At 55.6% G+C, this 14,836-nt stretch carries 14 protein-coding genes; 3 read left to right on the top strand and 11 right to left on the bottom strand.

The window, feature by feature from the left end; all coding sequences use genetic code 11:
* Nucleotides 1–50: 50 nt before the first annotated feature.
* Genes SOP85_RS20865 through arsC form a run of 3 tightly spaced genes read right to left on the bottom strand, consistent with a single transcriptional unit; the run spans nucleotide 51 to nucleotide 1,425 of the window.
* Nucleotides 51–476 carry a DUF2069 domain-containing protein gene (locus SOP85_RS20865; RefSeq protein ID WP_323628095.1) on the bottom strand — a complete coding sequence of 142 codons (426 nt, stop codon included), beginning with the start codon at nucleotides 474–476 and terminating at the stop codon, nucleotides 51–53.
* A gap of 2 nt (nucleotides 477–478) precedes the next feature.
* Nucleotides 479–1,075 (bottom strand): NAD(P)H:quinone oxidoreductase, encoded by a 597-nt coding sequence (gene wrbA, locus SOP85_RS20860; RefSeq protein ID WP_273919074.1) that lies wholly within the window; start codon nucleotides 1,073–1,075, stop codon nucleotides 479–481.
* On the bottom strand, nucleotides 1,072–1,425 hold the full coding sequence (arsC, locus tag SOP85_RS20855) for an arsenate reductase (glutaredoxin) (protein WP_323628094.1): 354 nt from the start codon (nucleotides 1,423–1,425) through the stop codon (nucleotides 1,072–1,074). Before arsC ends, wrbA begins: the two co-directional genes overlap by 4 nt.
* 114 nt (nucleotides 1,426–1,539) lie before the next feature.
* Here arsC and SOP85_RS20850 point away from each other — a divergent pair, with 114 nt between their 5' ends.
* Complete coding sequence (locus SOP85_RS20850) at nucleotides 1,540–2,007, top strand: TlpA family protein disulfide reductase (RefSeq protein ID WP_274072910.1); 468 nt, start codon at nucleotides 1,540–1,542, stop codon at nucleotides 2,005–2,007.
* 117 nt (nucleotides 2,008–2,124) lie between these two features.
* On the opposite strand, the gene SOP85_RS20845 is transcribed toward SOP85_RS20850, so the two are convergent.
* The 4 genes from SOP85_RS20845 to SOP85_RS20830 form a co-directional block, all read right to left on the bottom strand.
* A complete protein-coding gene (locus SOP85_RS20845; protein ID WP_274072911.1) occupies nucleotides 2,125–2,529 on the bottom strand; it encodes an META domain-containing protein in 405 nt (134 codons plus the stop codon).
* Nucleotides 2,529–2,963 (bottom strand): hypothetical protein, encoded by a 435-nt coding sequence (locus SOP85_RS20840; RefSeq protein WP_323628092.1) that lies wholly within the window; start codon nucleotides 2,961–2,963, stop codon nucleotides 2,529–2,531. Before SOP85_RS20840 ends, SOP85_RS20845 begins: the two co-directional genes overlap by 1 nt.
* A gap of 77 nt (nucleotides 2,964–3,040) precedes the next feature.
* Nucleotides 3,041–4,033, bottom strand: a complete 993-nt coding sequence (locus tag SOP85_RS20835; protein ID WP_323628091.1) for a 2-hydroxyacid dehydrogenase — start codon at nucleotides 4,031–4,033, stop codon at nucleotides 3,041–3,043.
* Nucleotides 4,034–4,054: 21 nt separating this feature from the next.
* Nucleotides 4,055–6,808, bottom strand: a complete 2,754-nt coding sequence (locus SOP85_RS20830; protein WP_323608136.1) for a response regulator — start codon at nucleotides 6,806–6,808, stop codon at nucleotides 4,055–4,057.
* A gap of 214 nt (nucleotides 6,809–7,022) precedes the next feature.
* Between SOP85_RS20830 and SOP85_RS20825 the strand changes: the two genes are divergently transcribed.
* Entirely contained in the window at nucleotides 7,023–7,742 is a 720-nt protein-coding gene (locus tag SOP85_RS20825; RefSeq protein WP_323628090.1) for a response regulator transcription factor, read from the top strand.
* Nucleotides 7,732–9,087, top strand: coding sequence for a sensor histidine kinase (locus tag SOP85_RS20820; RefSeq protein ID WP_323628088.1), 1,356 nt, complete (start codon nucleotides 7,732–7,734; stop codon nucleotides 9,085–9,087). The genes SOP85_RS20825 and SOP85_RS20820 overlap by 11 nt, the downstream gene beginning before the upstream one ends.
* 114 nt (nucleotides 9,088–9,201) lie before the next feature.
* Here the strand turns inward: SOP85_RS20820 and SOP85_RS20815 are convergent, their stop codons facing one another.
* The 4 genes from SOP85_RS20815 to SOP85_RS20800 form a co-directional block, all read right to left on the bottom strand.
* Nucleotides 9,202–10,467 (bottom strand): TolC family outer membrane protein, encoded by a 1,266-nt coding sequence (locus SOP85_RS20815; protein ID WP_323628086.1) that lies wholly within the window; start codon nucleotides 10,465–10,467, stop codon nucleotides 9,202–9,204.
* Nucleotides 10,406–12,598 carry a peptidase domain-containing ABC transporter gene (locus SOP85_RS20810; RefSeq protein ID WP_323628085.1) on the bottom strand — a complete coding sequence of 731 codons (2,193 nt, stop codon included), beginning with the start codon at nucleotides 12,596–12,598 and terminating at the stop codon, nucleotides 10,406–10,408. The genes SOP85_RS20815 and SOP85_RS20810 overlap by 62 nt, the downstream gene beginning before the upstream one ends.
* A 28-nt stretch (nucleotides 12,599–12,626) precedes the next feature.
* Nucleotides 12,627–13,781 carry a JmjC domain-containing protein gene (locus SOP85_RS20805; RefSeq protein WP_323628084.1) on the bottom strand — a complete coding sequence of 385 codons (1,155 nt, stop codon included), beginning with the start codon at nucleotides 13,779–13,781 and terminating at the stop codon, nucleotides 12,627–12,629.
* An 844-nt stretch (nucleotides 13,782–14,625) separates the two neighbouring features.
* The gene (locus tag SOP85_RS20800) at nucleotides 14,626–14,808 is read right to left on the bottom strand and encodes a LuxR C-terminal-related transcriptional regulator (protein WP_323628083.1); all 183 of its coding nucleotides are present in this window, start codon (nucleotides 14,806–14,808) and stop codon (nucleotides 14,626–14,628) included.
* Between the last annotated feature and the right edge of the window lie 28 nt (nucleotides 14,809–14,836).

Here is a 14,836-nt window from a genome sequence, read left to right as displayed (position 1 = left end):
GCAGGACACAAGTCCCCTGTGGGAGCCAGCCTGCTGGCGATTGCATTCTGTCAGGCGACGGAGATCTCGCCCTCGCCAGCCAACTTGCGGTTCAACTGATACCGCCACCGCACATACAACAATGCCGAACAGAACACCGCCAGGCTTGCGGCCATCTCCAGCACACCGAAGACCTGCCGGTTCGGGTCATAGGCGGCCAATGCACCCTTGATGAAATACAGGTTCACCACAAAGCACATCCATGAATGCCCCCGGGCATTGCCGACAATCATCCCCGGCGCGAGCAGCAACAACGGCACCAGCTCGATCAGCAGAATCACCCACGGCCGCGCACCGTGCAGGTCGGCGACCATCAGGTAGTAAACGCAGAGCAATCCCACCAGGCCAAGGAAACACAGCAGGCTGATGACGCGCATGGCCCGAACCCGTGGTTCAAGCCATTCGATAGCGGGCAGGACCTTCGGCTTCTTGGCCACCCTCAACCCTCCAGTTTCTGAGCAGTCTTGGCCAAGCGCATACCGAGTGCGCGACACAACGCCACTTCGTGGGTATCCAGGCCGCTTTTGCCATCGGCACCGGCGTGATGGCTGGCGCCGTACGGCGTGCCGCCGCCCTGGGTTTCCAGGAGTGCCGACTCGCTGTAGGGCAGGCCGGTGATCAGCATGCCGTGGTGCAACAACGGCAGCATCATCGACAGCAGGGTGGTTTCCTGCCCGCCATGCAGGCTTGCGGTGGAGGTGAACACACCGGCAGGCTTGCCGACCAGGGCGCCGGTCAGCCACAGGTTGCTGGTGCCGTCGAGGAAGTACTTGAGCGGCGCCGCCATGTTGCCGAAGCGGGTCGGACTGCCCAGCGCCAGGCCTGCGCAGTTCTTCAGGTCATCGAGGCTGGCGTAGAGCGCGCCTTCGTCCGGGATATCCGGGGACACGGCTTCGCATTCGGTGGAAATCGCCGGTACCGTGCGCAGTCGGGCTTCAAGGCCGGCCTGTTCGACGCCACGGGCAATCTGCCGGGCCATTTCATTGGTCGAACCGCTGCGGCTGTAATACAGCACCAGAATGTACGGCGCACTCACGGCAACAGCTCCAGGACCTGCTCTGGCGGACGGCCGATGATGGCCTTGTCGCCGACTTCGAGGATCGGTCGCTCCATCAGTTTCGGGTGGGCGGCGATGGCGGCGATCAACTGCGCCTCGCTCAGGCTGCCGTCGGCCAGGTTCAGGGTCTTGTATTCGTCTTCGCCGGTGCGCAGCAGTTGCCGCGCACTGATCCCGAGTTTGCCCAGCAGGCTCTGGATTTGCGCGGCGTCCAGCGGCGTTTCCAGGTAGCGGACCACCGTCGGGGTTAGGCCGCGGGCTTCCAGCAGTTCGAGCGCACCGCGGGATTTCGAGCAGCGCGGGTTGTGATAAAGCGTCAGATCGGTCATGAGCGGGTCGCATCTTGCGTAAGGTGGCGGCTATTCTAACTGGGCAGCGCCTAATCCTGAACCTTGGCAGGCGACGGGTCGCAGGCGCTTTCAATTTTTGACAAGGAACACGACATGACAAGGCGACTGGCAGCGGCATTGACGATTATCGGGGCGTTGATGCTGGGGGGCTGCGGTAACGACTACGGGATCGATCAGAACGGACAGAAGGTCGCCGCCGAGCGTCTGGACGGCAAATGGCTGGTGATCAATTACTGGGCGGAATGGTGCGGCCCATGCCGTACCGAGATTCCGGAGCTGAACACCCTGGCCGAGCAGCTCAAGGACAGGAAGATCGGCGTGTTCGGGGTCAACTTCGACAACGTGCAGGGCGAAGAGCTGAAAAGTGCCAGCGAGAAACTCGGGATCAAGTTCACCGTGCTGGCGCAGGACCCTTCCGAGTTGTTCGAACTGCCGCGCAGCGAGGCGTTGCCGGTGACCTACATCATCGATAACAAGGGCAAGGTGCGGGAGCAGTTGATGGGCGAGCAGACGGCGGCGGGGGTGGTGGCCAAGCTCGAAGCATTACAGGCGAAAAATTAGGCGGGTGGCAACGACAAACCGTGTAGGAGCTGGCTTGCCAGCGAAGAGGTCCGACAGTCCAGCGAAATGGTCAAAGACGCCTTCGCCGGCAAGCCGGCTCCTACAGGTTCAGAGGGATCAACCCTCTTCCAGCCACCAGCGCAGCGGCTTGCCTTCGGCAGGCCAGAAACGCATCTGGTCGATCGACGAGACGTCCCAGCGCTGCACACCTTCCAGTGCCTGGAGGAAGCGTTTTTCCTGCTCCATCAGGGCCGGCGCACAGAGTTTGCGGGTGCTGCCGATCTTGCCGAAGCTCAGCTTGTGGCCTTCCAGGGTGTACGGCGCGAACCAGTGGTTGCAGCCGCCGTTACCGTAGGCGCGACCGTCTTCACCCAGGGTGATGGTCAGGTGGCTGTAATCCATCAACGGACGCTCGCCGATCCACTCCAGGATGTAACTGCGGTTTTGTTCAAGTTGCACTGGTTCGGCGGCGCAGCCCACCAGGCTGGCACCGACCATCGCGGTCAGGGCGAGGCGTTTCATCACGCAGGCTCCTGGCATTTGGGGCACAGGTGCTTTTCGCCAACGGTGGTCCATCCCAACTCGGCAATCCGCGCGGTGGCGGCAGGCTTTTCAGCCTTGTTGCCAAGCTTGGCGTCCACGGCGAACTCGAAACTCAGTTCTTTGGCGCAGCTGTCGCAATTCGCCTGCCAGGTATGGATCGCCAGTTCGCCGAACACCGGGCCACTGGCCACCGCGACCCATTGGCCAGGAGGGTTGATCAGGTGGCGAACCGTTTCGACGGTCAGGCGCATGGACAAGTCCTTGGCGCCCTTGAGGGTCACGACCAGCACGTCATTATTACGAATCGAGCCGCCGTTGCCGGTGACCTGATAACGCCCCGGCACCAGGGCGCGGCATTCGGTGAGGGTGTGTTGCGGGTTCATCAGGGTGTAGCGGAAATCGTGTTCGACCATGGGTCCTCCAAATATGCGCGATATGCTAGCACGGGCTTACGCGAAGCATGCCGCAGGCATATGACCTTCGATCAGGTTCAATCACCCTCGACCTGATTCTCTGGCGACCCGGCCGCCCACGCCGCGATGTTCTGCAAGGTGGTCGCGGCAATCGCGCCCAGGGCTTCACGGGTCAGGAAGGCCTGGTGGGCCGTGACGATCACGTTGGGGAAGGTCAGTAACCGCGCCAGTACATCGTCCTGCAACGGCAGGTCGGAACGGTCCTCGAAGAACAACTGGGCCTCTTCTTCATACACATCCAGTCCCAAATAACCCAGTTGGCCGCTCTTCAAGGCATCGATCAGCGCCGGGGTGTCCACCAGGCCGCCGCGGCCGGTGTTGATCAACATGGCGCCTGGCTGCATGTGCGCCAGGGTCTGGCGGTTGATCAAATGCTTGCTCTGGGCATTGAGCGGACAGTGCAGGCTGATGATCTGCGACTCGGCCAGCAACTGCGGCAAGTCCAGGTAGCGGGCGCCAAGGGCTTCGACCTGGGGATTGGGGAAGGGGTCGTAGGCCAGCAACTGGCAGCCGAACCCGTTCATGATTTTCGCGAAAGTCGCGCCGATCTGCCCGGTGCCGACCACGCCGACGGTCTTGCCCACCAGGTCGAACCCCGTCAGCCCGTGCAGGCTGAAATCGCCTTCGCGGGTGCGGTTGTAGGCGCGGTGCAGGCGGCGGTTGAGTGCCAGGATCAGGGCGACGGCATGCTCGGCCACGGCGTGGGGCGAATAGGCCGGGACGCGCACGATCGCCAGCCCCAGGCGCTTCGCCGCCGCGAGGTCGACATGGTTGTAGCCGGCCGAGCGCAGGGCGATCAGGCGTGTGCCGCCTGCGGCCAGGCGTTCGAGCACCGGGGCGCCGAGGTCATCATTGATGAAGGCGCAGACCACCTCGTGATGCTCTGCCAGCGCCACGGTGTCGAGGCTCAGGCGTGCCGGCTGAAAGTGCAGCTCGATACCGGGCGGCAGGTGGGCGGCGAGAAAGCTGTCGCGGTCGTAGGTCTGGCTGCTGAAAAGTATCGTGCGCATGTGGTCCTCCTGGAATGTGCATCAGGCGTTGATGCGCGCCTGGGCCGCCAGGCGATTGATCGCCCGGTCGAGGTCTTCAAGTGCGCCAAAGGCCTTCGGGTCTTTCTGCTTGAGCAGGGTTTCACTGCGTTGGCAGGCGGCGCGCAGTTGCGGTACGCCGCAATAACGGGTCGCGCCGTGCAGGCGATGAACCCGCTCGATCAGGGCGTTGTGGTCGTTGCTTTGCTGGGCCTGGCGGATGGCTTCACGGTCGGCTTCCAGCGACGCCAGCAGCATTGCCAGCATGTCGGCGGCCAGATCGGCCTTGCCGGCAGCGAGGCGCAACCCTTCTTCGTGATCGAGCACCTGCAACTCGTAGGTGCTGCCGTGGCTGTCGCCTGCGCGGTCCGGTGTGTGGTTGCGCAGTGCCAGCCCGCTCCATTTGAGGACCACCTGCGCCAGTTGCCGCTCGCTGATCGGCTTGGTCAGGTAATCGTCCATGCCGCTTTGCAGCAAGGCGCGTTTTTCGTTGGCCATGGCATGTGCGGTGAGGGCTACGATCGGCAGCGGCGTGCAATGCCGCTCGCTTTCCCATTGGCGGATCGCCTCGGTACTTTGGCGCCCATCCATGCCGGGCATTTGCACGTCCATCAGCACCAGGTCGAACGTCTCGTTCTGCACCGCCTTGATCGCCGCATAACCACTTTCCACGGCGAGCACCTTGGCGCCCATGTCTTCGAGCAGGGTTTGCACCAGCAGCAGATTGGCCGGGTTGTCGTCGACGCACAGCACCTTCGGCGCGCGGCTGGACACCGGCTCGCTGGCTTCGCTGCGCAACTGCCGCGGGTTGACCAGGTCGGACAGTGCGCGCCGCAGTTTGCGGGTGCAAGCCGGTTTGGCCTGGAGCTGGCTGTGGGGGTTCGGCACCGACAGGTGGAACAGCGTCTGTTCGGTGGTGGGACACAACACCAGCACTTTGCAGCCCAGGTGCTCGAGGTCCCAGATGTGCTGGTTGAGGCGTTCCGGTGGCATGTCGTTGCTGGTGATCCCGAGCACCGCGAGTTCGATCGCCTGATCGGTCTGATGCGCGCCGGTGACGCCGTTCGCCAGGCTTTCCAGGGTAGTGAACGGGGTGACGTCCAGGCCGCAGTCTTCCAGTTGATGCTGCAACGCCTGGCGCGCCAGCTCATGGTTTTCCAGCACGGCAATCCGCCGACCGAGCAGCGGCGCGCTCGGCAGGTCTTCGGCATCGTCGCGGGCCTTGGGCAGGTTCAGGCTGATCCAGAACTCCGATCCCTCGCCCGGGGTGCTATCGACACCAATCTCGCCCCCCATTTGTTCGATCAGGCGCTTGGAGATCACCAGCCCCAGGCCGGTGCCGCCGGGTTGCCGCGACAGCGAGTTATCGGCCTGGCTGAAGGCCTGGAACAACGCGCGCACATCCTGGCTCGACAGGCCGATGCCGGTGTCCTGGATGCTGATGCGCAGTTGCACGCTGTCTTCGTGTTCTTCCTCGAGCATGGCCCGGGCGACGATGGTGCCCTCGCGGGTGAACTTGATCGCGTTGCTGACCAGGTTGGTCAGGATCTGCTTGAGCCGCAACGGATCGCCCACCAGCGACAGGGGCGTGTCGCGATACACCAGGCTGATCAGCTCCAGCTGTTTGGCGTGGGCTGCGGGGGCGAGAATGGTCAATGTGTCCTGCAGCAGGTCACGCAGATTGAACGGAATATGGTCGAGCACCAGCTTGCCGGCCTCGATCTTCGAAAAGTCGAGGATCTCGTTGATGATGCCCAGCAGGCTGTCGGCAGATTTTTCGATGGTGCCCAGGTAATCGAGCTGGCGCGGGGTCAGCTCGCTTTTTTGCAACAGGTGGGTGAAGCCGAGGATGCCGTTGAGCGGCGTGCGAATTTCATGGCTCATGTTGGCCAGGAACTCGGACTTGATCCGGCTCGCCTCCAGGGCTTCCATGCGCGCCAGGTCGAGTTCGATGTTCTGGATCTCGATGGTCTCGAGGTTCTGGCGCACGTCCTCGGTGGCCTGGTCGATGCTGTGTTGCAGTTCTTCCTGGGCATTCTGCAGGGTGCCGGCCATGCGATTGATGCCGGAGGCCAATTCATCCAGCTCCTGGCTGCCCAGGGGCGGCAGGCGGGTTTCCAGGTGACCGTCCTTGAGTTGGGCCACGGCCTGTTTGATCTGGGTCAGCGGCCGATTGATCGTGCGGCCCATGCGCAAGGCCAGTAGCGCCGCGCCCCCGAGGCCGGCGCCGATCATCAGCAGGCTGGCGAACAGGCTGCGGTAGCCACGCAACAGCATGCCATTGTGGGACAGCTCGAGTTCGACCCAGCCCAGCAGGCGGTCGGCTTCATCGGGAATCACGTCGCCGGCCAGGTTGCGGTGTTTGCCGAACACCGGCAGCAGGTAACGCGTGGCTTCGCTGCCACTGCGGCGCAGCATTTGCGAACCTTCGCCCATGGGCGCTTGGGTCAGCATGATCGGCCCGGCGTGGGCCAGCGGCGTGCGGTCCGGGGCCAGGAAGGTCACGGCGCGCACGTCCGGCTGTTCCAGGGACTGGGTGGCGATACGTTCCAGCAGTTCGTTGTTGTTGTGGCCCATGGCGGGCGCCACCAGCGGCGCCAGTTGCTCGGCGATCATTTCGCCGCGCTGCAGGAGTTGGGTCTGCAGGTCCGATTGCTGCATCCAGGTGAAATAGCCGCCCAGGACCAATGCCATCAGGCTGGTCGGCAGCAGCGTCAGCAACAGCACGCGGCCTTTGATTCCCAGTTTCGTCAGCACGCCTCTCTCCTGCAACCGGCTATTTATAGGGCAGCGCATGCGTCCGGCACGCGCCACTTGCGCAGTGTAGCGATTTGCACGCGGGCGATCCTCGGTAATTGATGTCGTCACTCGTCGGTTGTTCGTGGGCTTTTGCGTCTTGCGCAAGCCCTCGGGTTGCCCCGGGCGAGGCAATCTTGAATAATTAACAACTGAGAATTATTTGCAGATAATAATGACGACCATCAGCGCTGGCCATCCCCGTATCCTCGCCATCGAAGACGATCTCGTACTCGGTGCCTATGTCCATGAACATCTGGGCCGTAGCGGCTTTCAGGTAACCTGGTGCCAGAATGGCCAGGAAGGCCTGGACATGGCCCGCGAGCAAGCCTTCGATGTGGTGTTGATGGACATCCTGTTGCCGGGGCTGGACGGGCTGGCGGCGCTGACGCAACTGCGCCGCAGCCATTCCACCCCGGTGTTGCTGATGTCGGCACTCGGCGCCGAGGCCGATCGCATCAGCGGCTTTCAACTGGGGGCCGATGATTACCTGCCCAAACCCTTCAGCATGGCCGAGTTGCGCGTACGTATCGAAGCCATCCTGCGCCGGGTAGCGCTCGATCGCCGGCCGACGCCGGTGGCGCTGGTGGCCGAGGTGGACAGCCTGCGTTTCGACGACGAGCGCTGCGACGTATTTTATCGGCAGCAGCCTGCCGGCCTGACCCGCAGTGAATATCGCCTGCTGGAAACCCTGAGCCGCAGCGTCGATGAAGTGTTGAGCAAGGCCTTCCTTTATCAGCAGGTCCTGCAACGAGGTTATGCCGCCCACGATCGCAGCCTGGACATGCACATCAGCCAGATTCGCCGCAAACTCAAGGCCATCGGCTATACCGAGCGCGAGGTGCGCACGGTCTGGGGCAAGGGCTACATCCTGAGTGCCGGCGATGAAATGTAACTTGCCGGGCCGGCATTCGCTGTTCTGGAAACTGGCCTGCCTGTTGGTGGCGTTCTGCCTGCTGATGATCTGGTTGAGCTGGTCCTGGGGCCGCTACATGGAGCAGCGCAACCAGTTCCTCTCGGACGAGGCCCGAGGCACCTTGACGCGTTATGCCGCCGAGGCGGAACAGGCGTGGCAACAGCGCCGGACCGAGGGGGTCGATGACTGGCTGCAGACCATGCATCGCCAGGAAAAGAGTTGGGTCGGTGTCATTGGCGGTGACCTGCAGTCCTTGAGCAGCTTTGCGCTGACGGACGATGAAATTGAACACCTGACGTTTCTGCGCGGCCTGGATTGGCCTATCCACAAGAAAGGCCGGCCGTGGATGAGGGTGCCGTTTCCCGGCGACCCTTCCGTCGGCAGCCTGGTGATCGAACTGCCCCAACGCTTTGTGCCGGGACGCTATCGGGTGTTCTGGCGGGTGATCACCAACGGCGTCATTCCCGGGTTGTTCACCTTGCTGTTGTGCGTCGGCCTGTACCGCTTGCTGGTGGTGCCGCTCAATCACCTGCGCGAACAAGCCAACGCCTGGCGTGCCGATCAGCTCAACGTGCGACTGTCGCGCCGCACCACCAATCGCGCCGACGAACTGGGAGAACTGGGCAGGGCGTTCGATCACATGTCCGAACGTCTGCAAAGCACCGTGGCGCTGCAGCAACAACTATTACGCGACCTGTCCCATGAATTGCGCACGCCGTTGAGCCGCCTGCGGGTGGCCAGTGAAAGCGAGCAGGGCCTGGAGCAGTTGCGCGAGCGCATCGGCCGCGAGGTCGACGGCATGCAACGGCTGGTGGAAGACACGCTGCAATTGGCCTGGCTCGACACGGAACGCACGCGATTGCCCGACGAAGCGATTCAGGTCCAGGCCTTGTGGGAAATGCTCACAGAAAACGCCTGCTACGAAAGTTGCTGGCCGGATGGGCAATTGCAATGTTCGGTGGACGCCTCCTGCTGGGTGCGCGGCCACCTCAATACCCTGGCCCAGGCCCTGGAGAACATGCTGCGTAATGCGATTCGACATTCGCCCAAGGGTGGCATTGTCCATCTGGGCGGGCAACGCGATGGTGATTTCTGGCACCTATGGCTGGAGGATCAGGGCGGCGGCGTGGCGGAAAACGATCTTGAGCGAATCTTCTTGCCCTTCACCCGCCTCGACGGCTCGCGGCCGGGGGACGGTGGATTTGGCCTGGGCTTGAGTATTGCCCAGAATGCAGTGCGGCGTCAGGGCGGAAAGCTCTGGGCGCAGAACACCGGGAGCGGGTTGCGGATGAATATGCGGTTGGTTGCTCACCAAGCATTATGACAAGCCTTTATTCCAAGTTCCAAGTTCCAAGTGAACTCAGTAACGATAATTTCCTTGTGCAAATGTGAACTTTTGATTTGAGAGTTTGTAATTTCAATTAGTCCAGGCAGTATTCTATCCGCTCAACAAATCGTTGACTTCTGCAATATCAGCCTCACTTAGCGCACCAGTCGATGCTTTAAGCTGTAACTGAGCCAGCAACGTGTCATAACGTGCGCGCGACAGCTCTTGAAAGATGTCACTTAATTTCCCTCGAGCTTCCAATACATCGATACCGACTCGCAAACCGATTTTATAACCAATTTGATTGGAGGTCAGTACCGAAAGTGCGGATGACTTCGCCGCCTCAAGTGCTTTAATTTGTTCAATTCCGTCCACTACCCCCAACCAAGCCTGTCTTGCTGCTAATGCCGCGGAGCGGCGTGCATTCTCATACTCGAACTCGGTTTGCTCTTGTATGGCCAAAGCTTGTCGAGTAGCAGATCCAAGTCGTCCCCCGCTATAAAGTGGAATGTTGAAGCGTAACCCAATACTTGAGGAGTCAGTGCGTTTGGTATTTAAATTAGGATTTTGTTGCATGGTTTGACTGATAACTAAATCCACAGTCGGAAGGTGTTCTGCTTTTCTGATACGTACGTCATTGCCGGCGATATCTAGAAGAATCTTCTGAGATTGCACTTCAAGGTTGCCCTGCTGAGCCGCAGCTGCCCATATGTCAAACTCAGATGGTTGCGGAGGTAAAAGAGTTATGTTGTCACGCAAACCGTTCAGCGGTCCGGGATTGTCTCCGGTGATTTGACTCAAGGTAAATTTAGCTAAATCAAGATCGCTTCTAGCCTTGACCAATTGCGCCGTGCTGCGATCAAAGCTGGCCTGGGCCTCATGCATATCGATTACGCTGACGTTACCTAATTCGAAACTTTTTTTTGCTTTCGCCAATTGTTCCACCTCGGCGGTGCGTAGATCTTGAACGGCCACAAGCACGTCAGTTGCATTCAAGGTATTGAAATAGGCTTTAGCAACGCGCAGCAGTAAATCCTGTTCCGCGCGCTGGAATTGAATCTGCGCTTGCGAACGTTGAAGCTCTCCTTGCTGAAATTGGACCCAGTTTTGCCAACGAAAAACAGGTTGTATCAACTGCACGCCATAACTACGATTATATTTTTTATGTTGAACTTTACCATTTGGAGCTTGATAATCTGCCTCCATCCAATTGGTCTGAGCGTCGACGTATATTTGAGGTAAAAGCCCTGCTTTCCATTGTGATGAGCGTTCATATTCCGCAAGTAGTTGTGCCTTGCCAGCAGAGTATAGGGCGTCATGTGCTAATGCTTTTCGGTAGGTCTGTACGAGGTCGGAATTTTTCGCCTGCGCGTTCATAATCCCTGATAGGCTTATTATTCCTATCAATATAATCAGGATTTTCACTGTTGACCTTGGTTTTGTCGACATAAGTATCTTCCAGCAGAATTCCTCCACCTAAGCGGACAATGCGTTTAGCGAAAGTTAGGGTTTCATGACGGTGTGCAATAAATAGTCGAGTTGTCGACAGTTCCTTAAGCGAATTAATCACATTTTGTTCGCTGATTAAGTCCAAATGGCTGGTGGCCTCGTCCAAAGCGAGTATTTTTGGTTTTCGATATAAGGCTCGAGCTAGTAATATACGTTGTTTTTCTCCCCCAGATAGTCCCGTTCCCGACTCTGATACCAACGTCTGATAGCCCATGGGCATGCCGTCTATAATTTGTTCGATATTGGCAAGTCTAGCGACTTCCTTCATGTGCTCGTAGCAAATGCTTGACTCGAAGCAGCTTATGTTTTCAGCTAGTGATCCGGTCAGTAATTGATCATCTTGCATAACTGCTCCAACCAAGTTTCGACAAGCTAGAGGGCCTAACTGGCGAATTGGTATCCCTCCGATTAAAATATCTCCTTCTGTCGGGGTAAGCAAACCTACTAACAGCTTGAACAGTGTTGTTTTTCCGCATCCAGAGTGGCCTACGATAGCAACTGAGTCACCTGACTTAACCATAAGTGACAGTTTTTTAATTATCCACGGTTCGTTTTCAGCGTATCTAAAGGACACCTCTCTGAATTCAACGCTTGACTCTAAACTTCCTAGGTCTACTTCAATTGTTCCTTCTGGCTCTCGTTCTTCTAACGCGATTTCTGCCAAGCGTTCGGCGTGGAGTGAAAGCATTCGAACTTCAATGCTCAAATCGATTAATTTGCTCGCTCGTCCGGTGAATTGCCCTTTGTAGGCGATGAAAGCCAACAACATACCTAGCGACAGTGCACCATTTAGTACTGCTACGCCTCCGACATAAAGAAGTAACATTCCCTCTAGTCCGAATATTAGTGTGTTAAGGCTGGCAAATCCAAGTAGTAGTTTTTGTGTTGTTGTATCCCTGTTTTGAACGTCCACGATTAGGTTTTGCCAGTTTGCTAGTCGCAGTGAGGTGCCGTTAAACAATTTTAGCGGTAAGATTGCCCTTAAAGTTTCCAGGAAGTACGAGTGTTCTCGTGCGCTCAATACGATGCGTTCCTCAGAAGCATTTCTCAGAGGTAAATAAAATACCAATCTTAATGTGCCGTATGATATTAATGCGGTCGCAGCAATGGCTGTAAGGGTTGGGCTGTAAAGAAACATCATTGTTAGGGTAGTTAATGCGACTATTCCATCGAGTATCGCTGTGATTGCTCCGTTGGTTAAAACACTCCGAATAGCGGATAGTGATTGAAAGCGAGCCGCAATATCCCCAAGTTGACGCTTTTCAAAATACGACCAAGGCAGACGTAGCATATGGCCGAACAAATTTCCGGATAATTGAAGGTTTAGTTGTTGGCTTAAGCGCAGCGCCATCCAACCTTGTAGGATCCTTAAAGTAAAGCCAATCACTGTTAATAAACAACCTCCAATTACCGTCAAAAGCAATAGGTCGTGATCTGACGATACCAATGCTCCATCTACCACCCACTGTGTTACTTGGGGGGATAGAAGGGCAATCGTCTCAAGGGCTATTGCGAGTACGAAAATATTGGTAAGGGCGCGCTTCAGTCCGACAATATGTTTAGTCAAATACTTTAGGCGGATACGAGGTTTCAGAGGTTCGGCCTGAAATTCAGTATTGGGCGTTAATTCTAATGCTACTCCAGTAAAATGGTTTGAGAGTTCTGTGATTGTCACAACTTTTCGACCGAAGGCAGGGTCAAGTAGTGTAAGTTTTCGTCCTTTTGATTTTTCCAGTACTACGAAGTGATTGAGGTCCCAGTGTAAGATGCATGGGGTTTTTAACTTATAAACTTCGTTTAATTCCAGACGTAGTGCGCGGGATGAGAAGTTTAGTGAGTTAGCAAAATTTACTAGTTGGGCTAGATTTGTACCTTTTATGGAGGTGGAGAATTTTCGGCGAATATTCGCTAGGTTTAGATTGAGTCCGTGAAATTCAGCAATCATGACTAGACAGGCTAGTCCGCATTCTTGTCTTTCTGACTGTAACGTTACTCGCATGACTAAGTATACCGTTGTGAAATTACAATCAGTGATTGAGTATTTCCAGAATATCTTGCCGACACAGTTCGGTAAGTATTCGGTTAAGGTCCGATTCAGATAATTCTGAGAATGCGCTGCTTAGTTTTATAGTGCTAGATTCATGCGATTCTGCTATGTGTTGAATTATTTTTTTACTTTTTGAGTCAAGGTTTATTCGTGTTCCGTTAGCAATGATATAGCCACTGTCTAAGCCTGGGTGGCAGTTAGCACATATTCGAAAATTAATGTGCTCGGGAAATGTTATGCAGTTAGGATTGCCGAACAACTCTAGGGCTAGGCTAGAGTCTATGCGGGTTGCACCGTTATATTCATCAATAAAACGGTGATAGATCTCGGGGTTGGTTAGCAAATTATTGATGTGATTCCCTACTGATGCAATATTCAAGCGATCCTGCTGCCAGTTTTTTAGAGATCTTCGTGAGTTTACGTGATTTTCGATGTGCTTGAACAACCACGATAAATAATCGGTGGTTAAAGGAGGGAAAGTTCCAACGGAAAGATGAAAAGTAGGTTCGCCCAATGGTTTCGGGTTGTGCCACCAGCCGCGCGGGATATATAAAATGTCTCCGGCTTCAAGGATGATATCCATATAAGGATCGGTTGGGCAAGGATACTGGTTTTTATAGTCTTTGCTTTGCTGGGTAAACACGGGAAGTTCCATTGATGGCTCATAGATGATCCAGCGCTTGCGCCCAATCAATTGAATTGCGAATACATCCCGTGTGTCCCAATGACAAGGAGACGATTCTTTTTCACCTAGCGCCACGTAAGCACTGCTGATCGCCTGCTGGCCAGTAAATAAGGAGATTTGCCTGGACAGATGTTCGACTTTTGCGGAGTGCTTGATTTTATTGGCGATCAATGTAGCGCCGTTTCTTAAGTATTCATATACTGCGGGTTTGATCAGTCGATATCGTAGAGTGCCAATTTCGAGGAAGCTTTCAACGTATTGGTTTTTAGGAATCAATCCATCCAGTAATAATTTGAGATCCTCTGATACAGCGTCGCTGTGAGTATAGACTTCATTTGCCTCCTTCCAGGAAAAAAAGGTTTTAGATACTGCTTGCTTTATCAGTAGTGGTTTTTTTTCCTGATATTTCTCTTTGAATTTTTCTGCGGGAATGTTGAACGCTATAGCCATTCTGTTGATCTCAGATGTATGCTGCCAAATATTGTTGAAAGAATGCGTGGCGCGGATTAGTTGTAATTTGTACCGGCTGAGAATGCATTTTGAACTTGGCCGCCAAGCATTCCTGAGTAGTAACCAACCTCCGCACCGAGTATAGTTGATGCAGTAAGTTGACCGGCTCCTAACCCAGCAGGTCCTAGTAGAAATCCTCCCACCGCGCCGGCTGTCGTTGCTCCTATGAGACCTCCAACATCACCTTCTCCCGTTGCCATAGCGTTCCCAACATACCCAGCAGCTCCCGAGACAGCTCCAATTAACGCTCCCTGAGGACCTACTGCCCCTGAAACTATTTCCAGGTCATGTATTGATAGTATTCGCATTATTAGGTTCCTGTATGTTTGGTTTGATTTGGTTATTGTATTGCCCACAGTATAAGAAGTGGAGCTATGTGACATGTTAGTATGATGATTATTATGCTTCTGTGTACGCTCCATCGTATGCGAAGTAGTCGATAAAATCCGTAAAGGAAAAGGTATGAAATCAATACTACCGCGGCAGATGTAAGGGCGTTAGATAGGGAGCCTTCTACGATGCGAACTCCAAATGCGAAAAGGCTTTCATCTTCAATTACGTTATCAGAATTCTTCATGCGCTGGGTTTTTCGCGATCTACTTGTCGGAGTTTATTTGGGGGTGGGGCAATTTGTGTGCGATGTACATATATTTGGTTGTTTCGTCTTAGTATCCGGGCGAAGGCTTTGAGGTTGATCTGGTAACTCTGCGTCTAGGTGCGATGAGATTGTCGTTCGGCTGTTGCTTATTTGTAATCCTACAGTTGTAGGGGTGTTTTTGTTTCTTTATTTTTTTAATCGTGCTGCGAAAAGTTCACTCCTTGAGCTAACGCCTTGCTTGTGAAAAATAGAAGATATGTAATCGCGAACTGTGAAGTCGCTAATTCCAAGCTCTCGTGCAATTTGTTTGTTGGCTTTTCCTTGTAGAAGTAAATTCAGGACTTCTTGCTCCCTTCTTGTGATATGCATATTGCTCCATGTCTCGTGCTTTCGGGGT

The organism is Pseudomonas sp. YuFO20, from assembly GCF_035064975.1.
GTDB lineage: Bacteria > Pseudomonadota > Gammaproteobacteria > Pseudomonadales > Pseudomonadaceae > Aquipseudomonas > Aquipseudomonas putida_AE.
This window is presented reverse-complemented; position numbering and strand designations above follow the sequence as displayed.

Bases quoted from the DNA above. Each gene is read 5' to 3' on its own strand.
- SOP85_RS20820 (WP_323628088.1), top strand. From the start codon at position 7,732: ATGAAATGTAACTTGCCGGGCCGGCATTCGCTGTTCTGGAAACTGGCC.
- SOP85_RS20815 (WP_323628086.1), bottom strand. From the start codon at position 10,467: ATGAACGCGCAGGCGAAAAATTCCGACCTCGTACAGACCTACCGAAAA.
- SOP85_RS20825 (WP_323628090.1), top strand. From the start codon at position 7,023: ATGACGACCATCAGCGCTGGCCATCCCCGTATCCTCGCCATCGAAGAC.
- SOP85_RS20810 (WP_323628085.1), bottom strand. From the start codon at position 12,598: ATGCGAGTAACGTTACAGTCAGAAAGACAAGAATGCGGACTAGCCTGT.
- SOP85_RS20835 (WP_323628091.1), bottom strand. From the start codon at position 4,033: ATGCGCACGATACTTTTCAGCAGCCAGACCTACGACCGCGACAGCTTT.
- arsC (WP_323628094.1), bottom strand. From the start codon at position 1,425: ATGACCGATCTGACGCTTTATCACAACCCGCGCTGCTCGAAATCCCGC.
- SOP85_RS20840 (WP_323628092.1), bottom strand. From the start codon at position 2,963: ATGGTCGAACACGATTTCCGCTACACCCTGATGAACCCGCAACACACC.
- SOP85_RS20805 (WP_323628084.1), bottom strand. From the start codon at position 13,781: ATGGCTATAGCGTTCAACATTCCCGCAGAAAAATTCAAAGAGAAATAT.
- SOP85_RS20800 (WP_323628083.1), bottom strand. From the start codon at position 14,808: ATGCATATCACAAGAAGGGAGCAAGAAGTCCTGAATTTACTTCTACAA.
- SOP85_RS20845 (WP_274072911.1), bottom strand. From the start codon at position 2,529: ATGAAACGCCTCGCCCTGACCGCGATGGTCGGTGCCAGCCTGGTGGGC.
- SOP85_RS20850 (WP_274072910.1), top strand. From the start codon at position 1,540: ATGACAAGGCGACTGGCAGCGGCATTGACGATTATCGGGGCGTTGATG.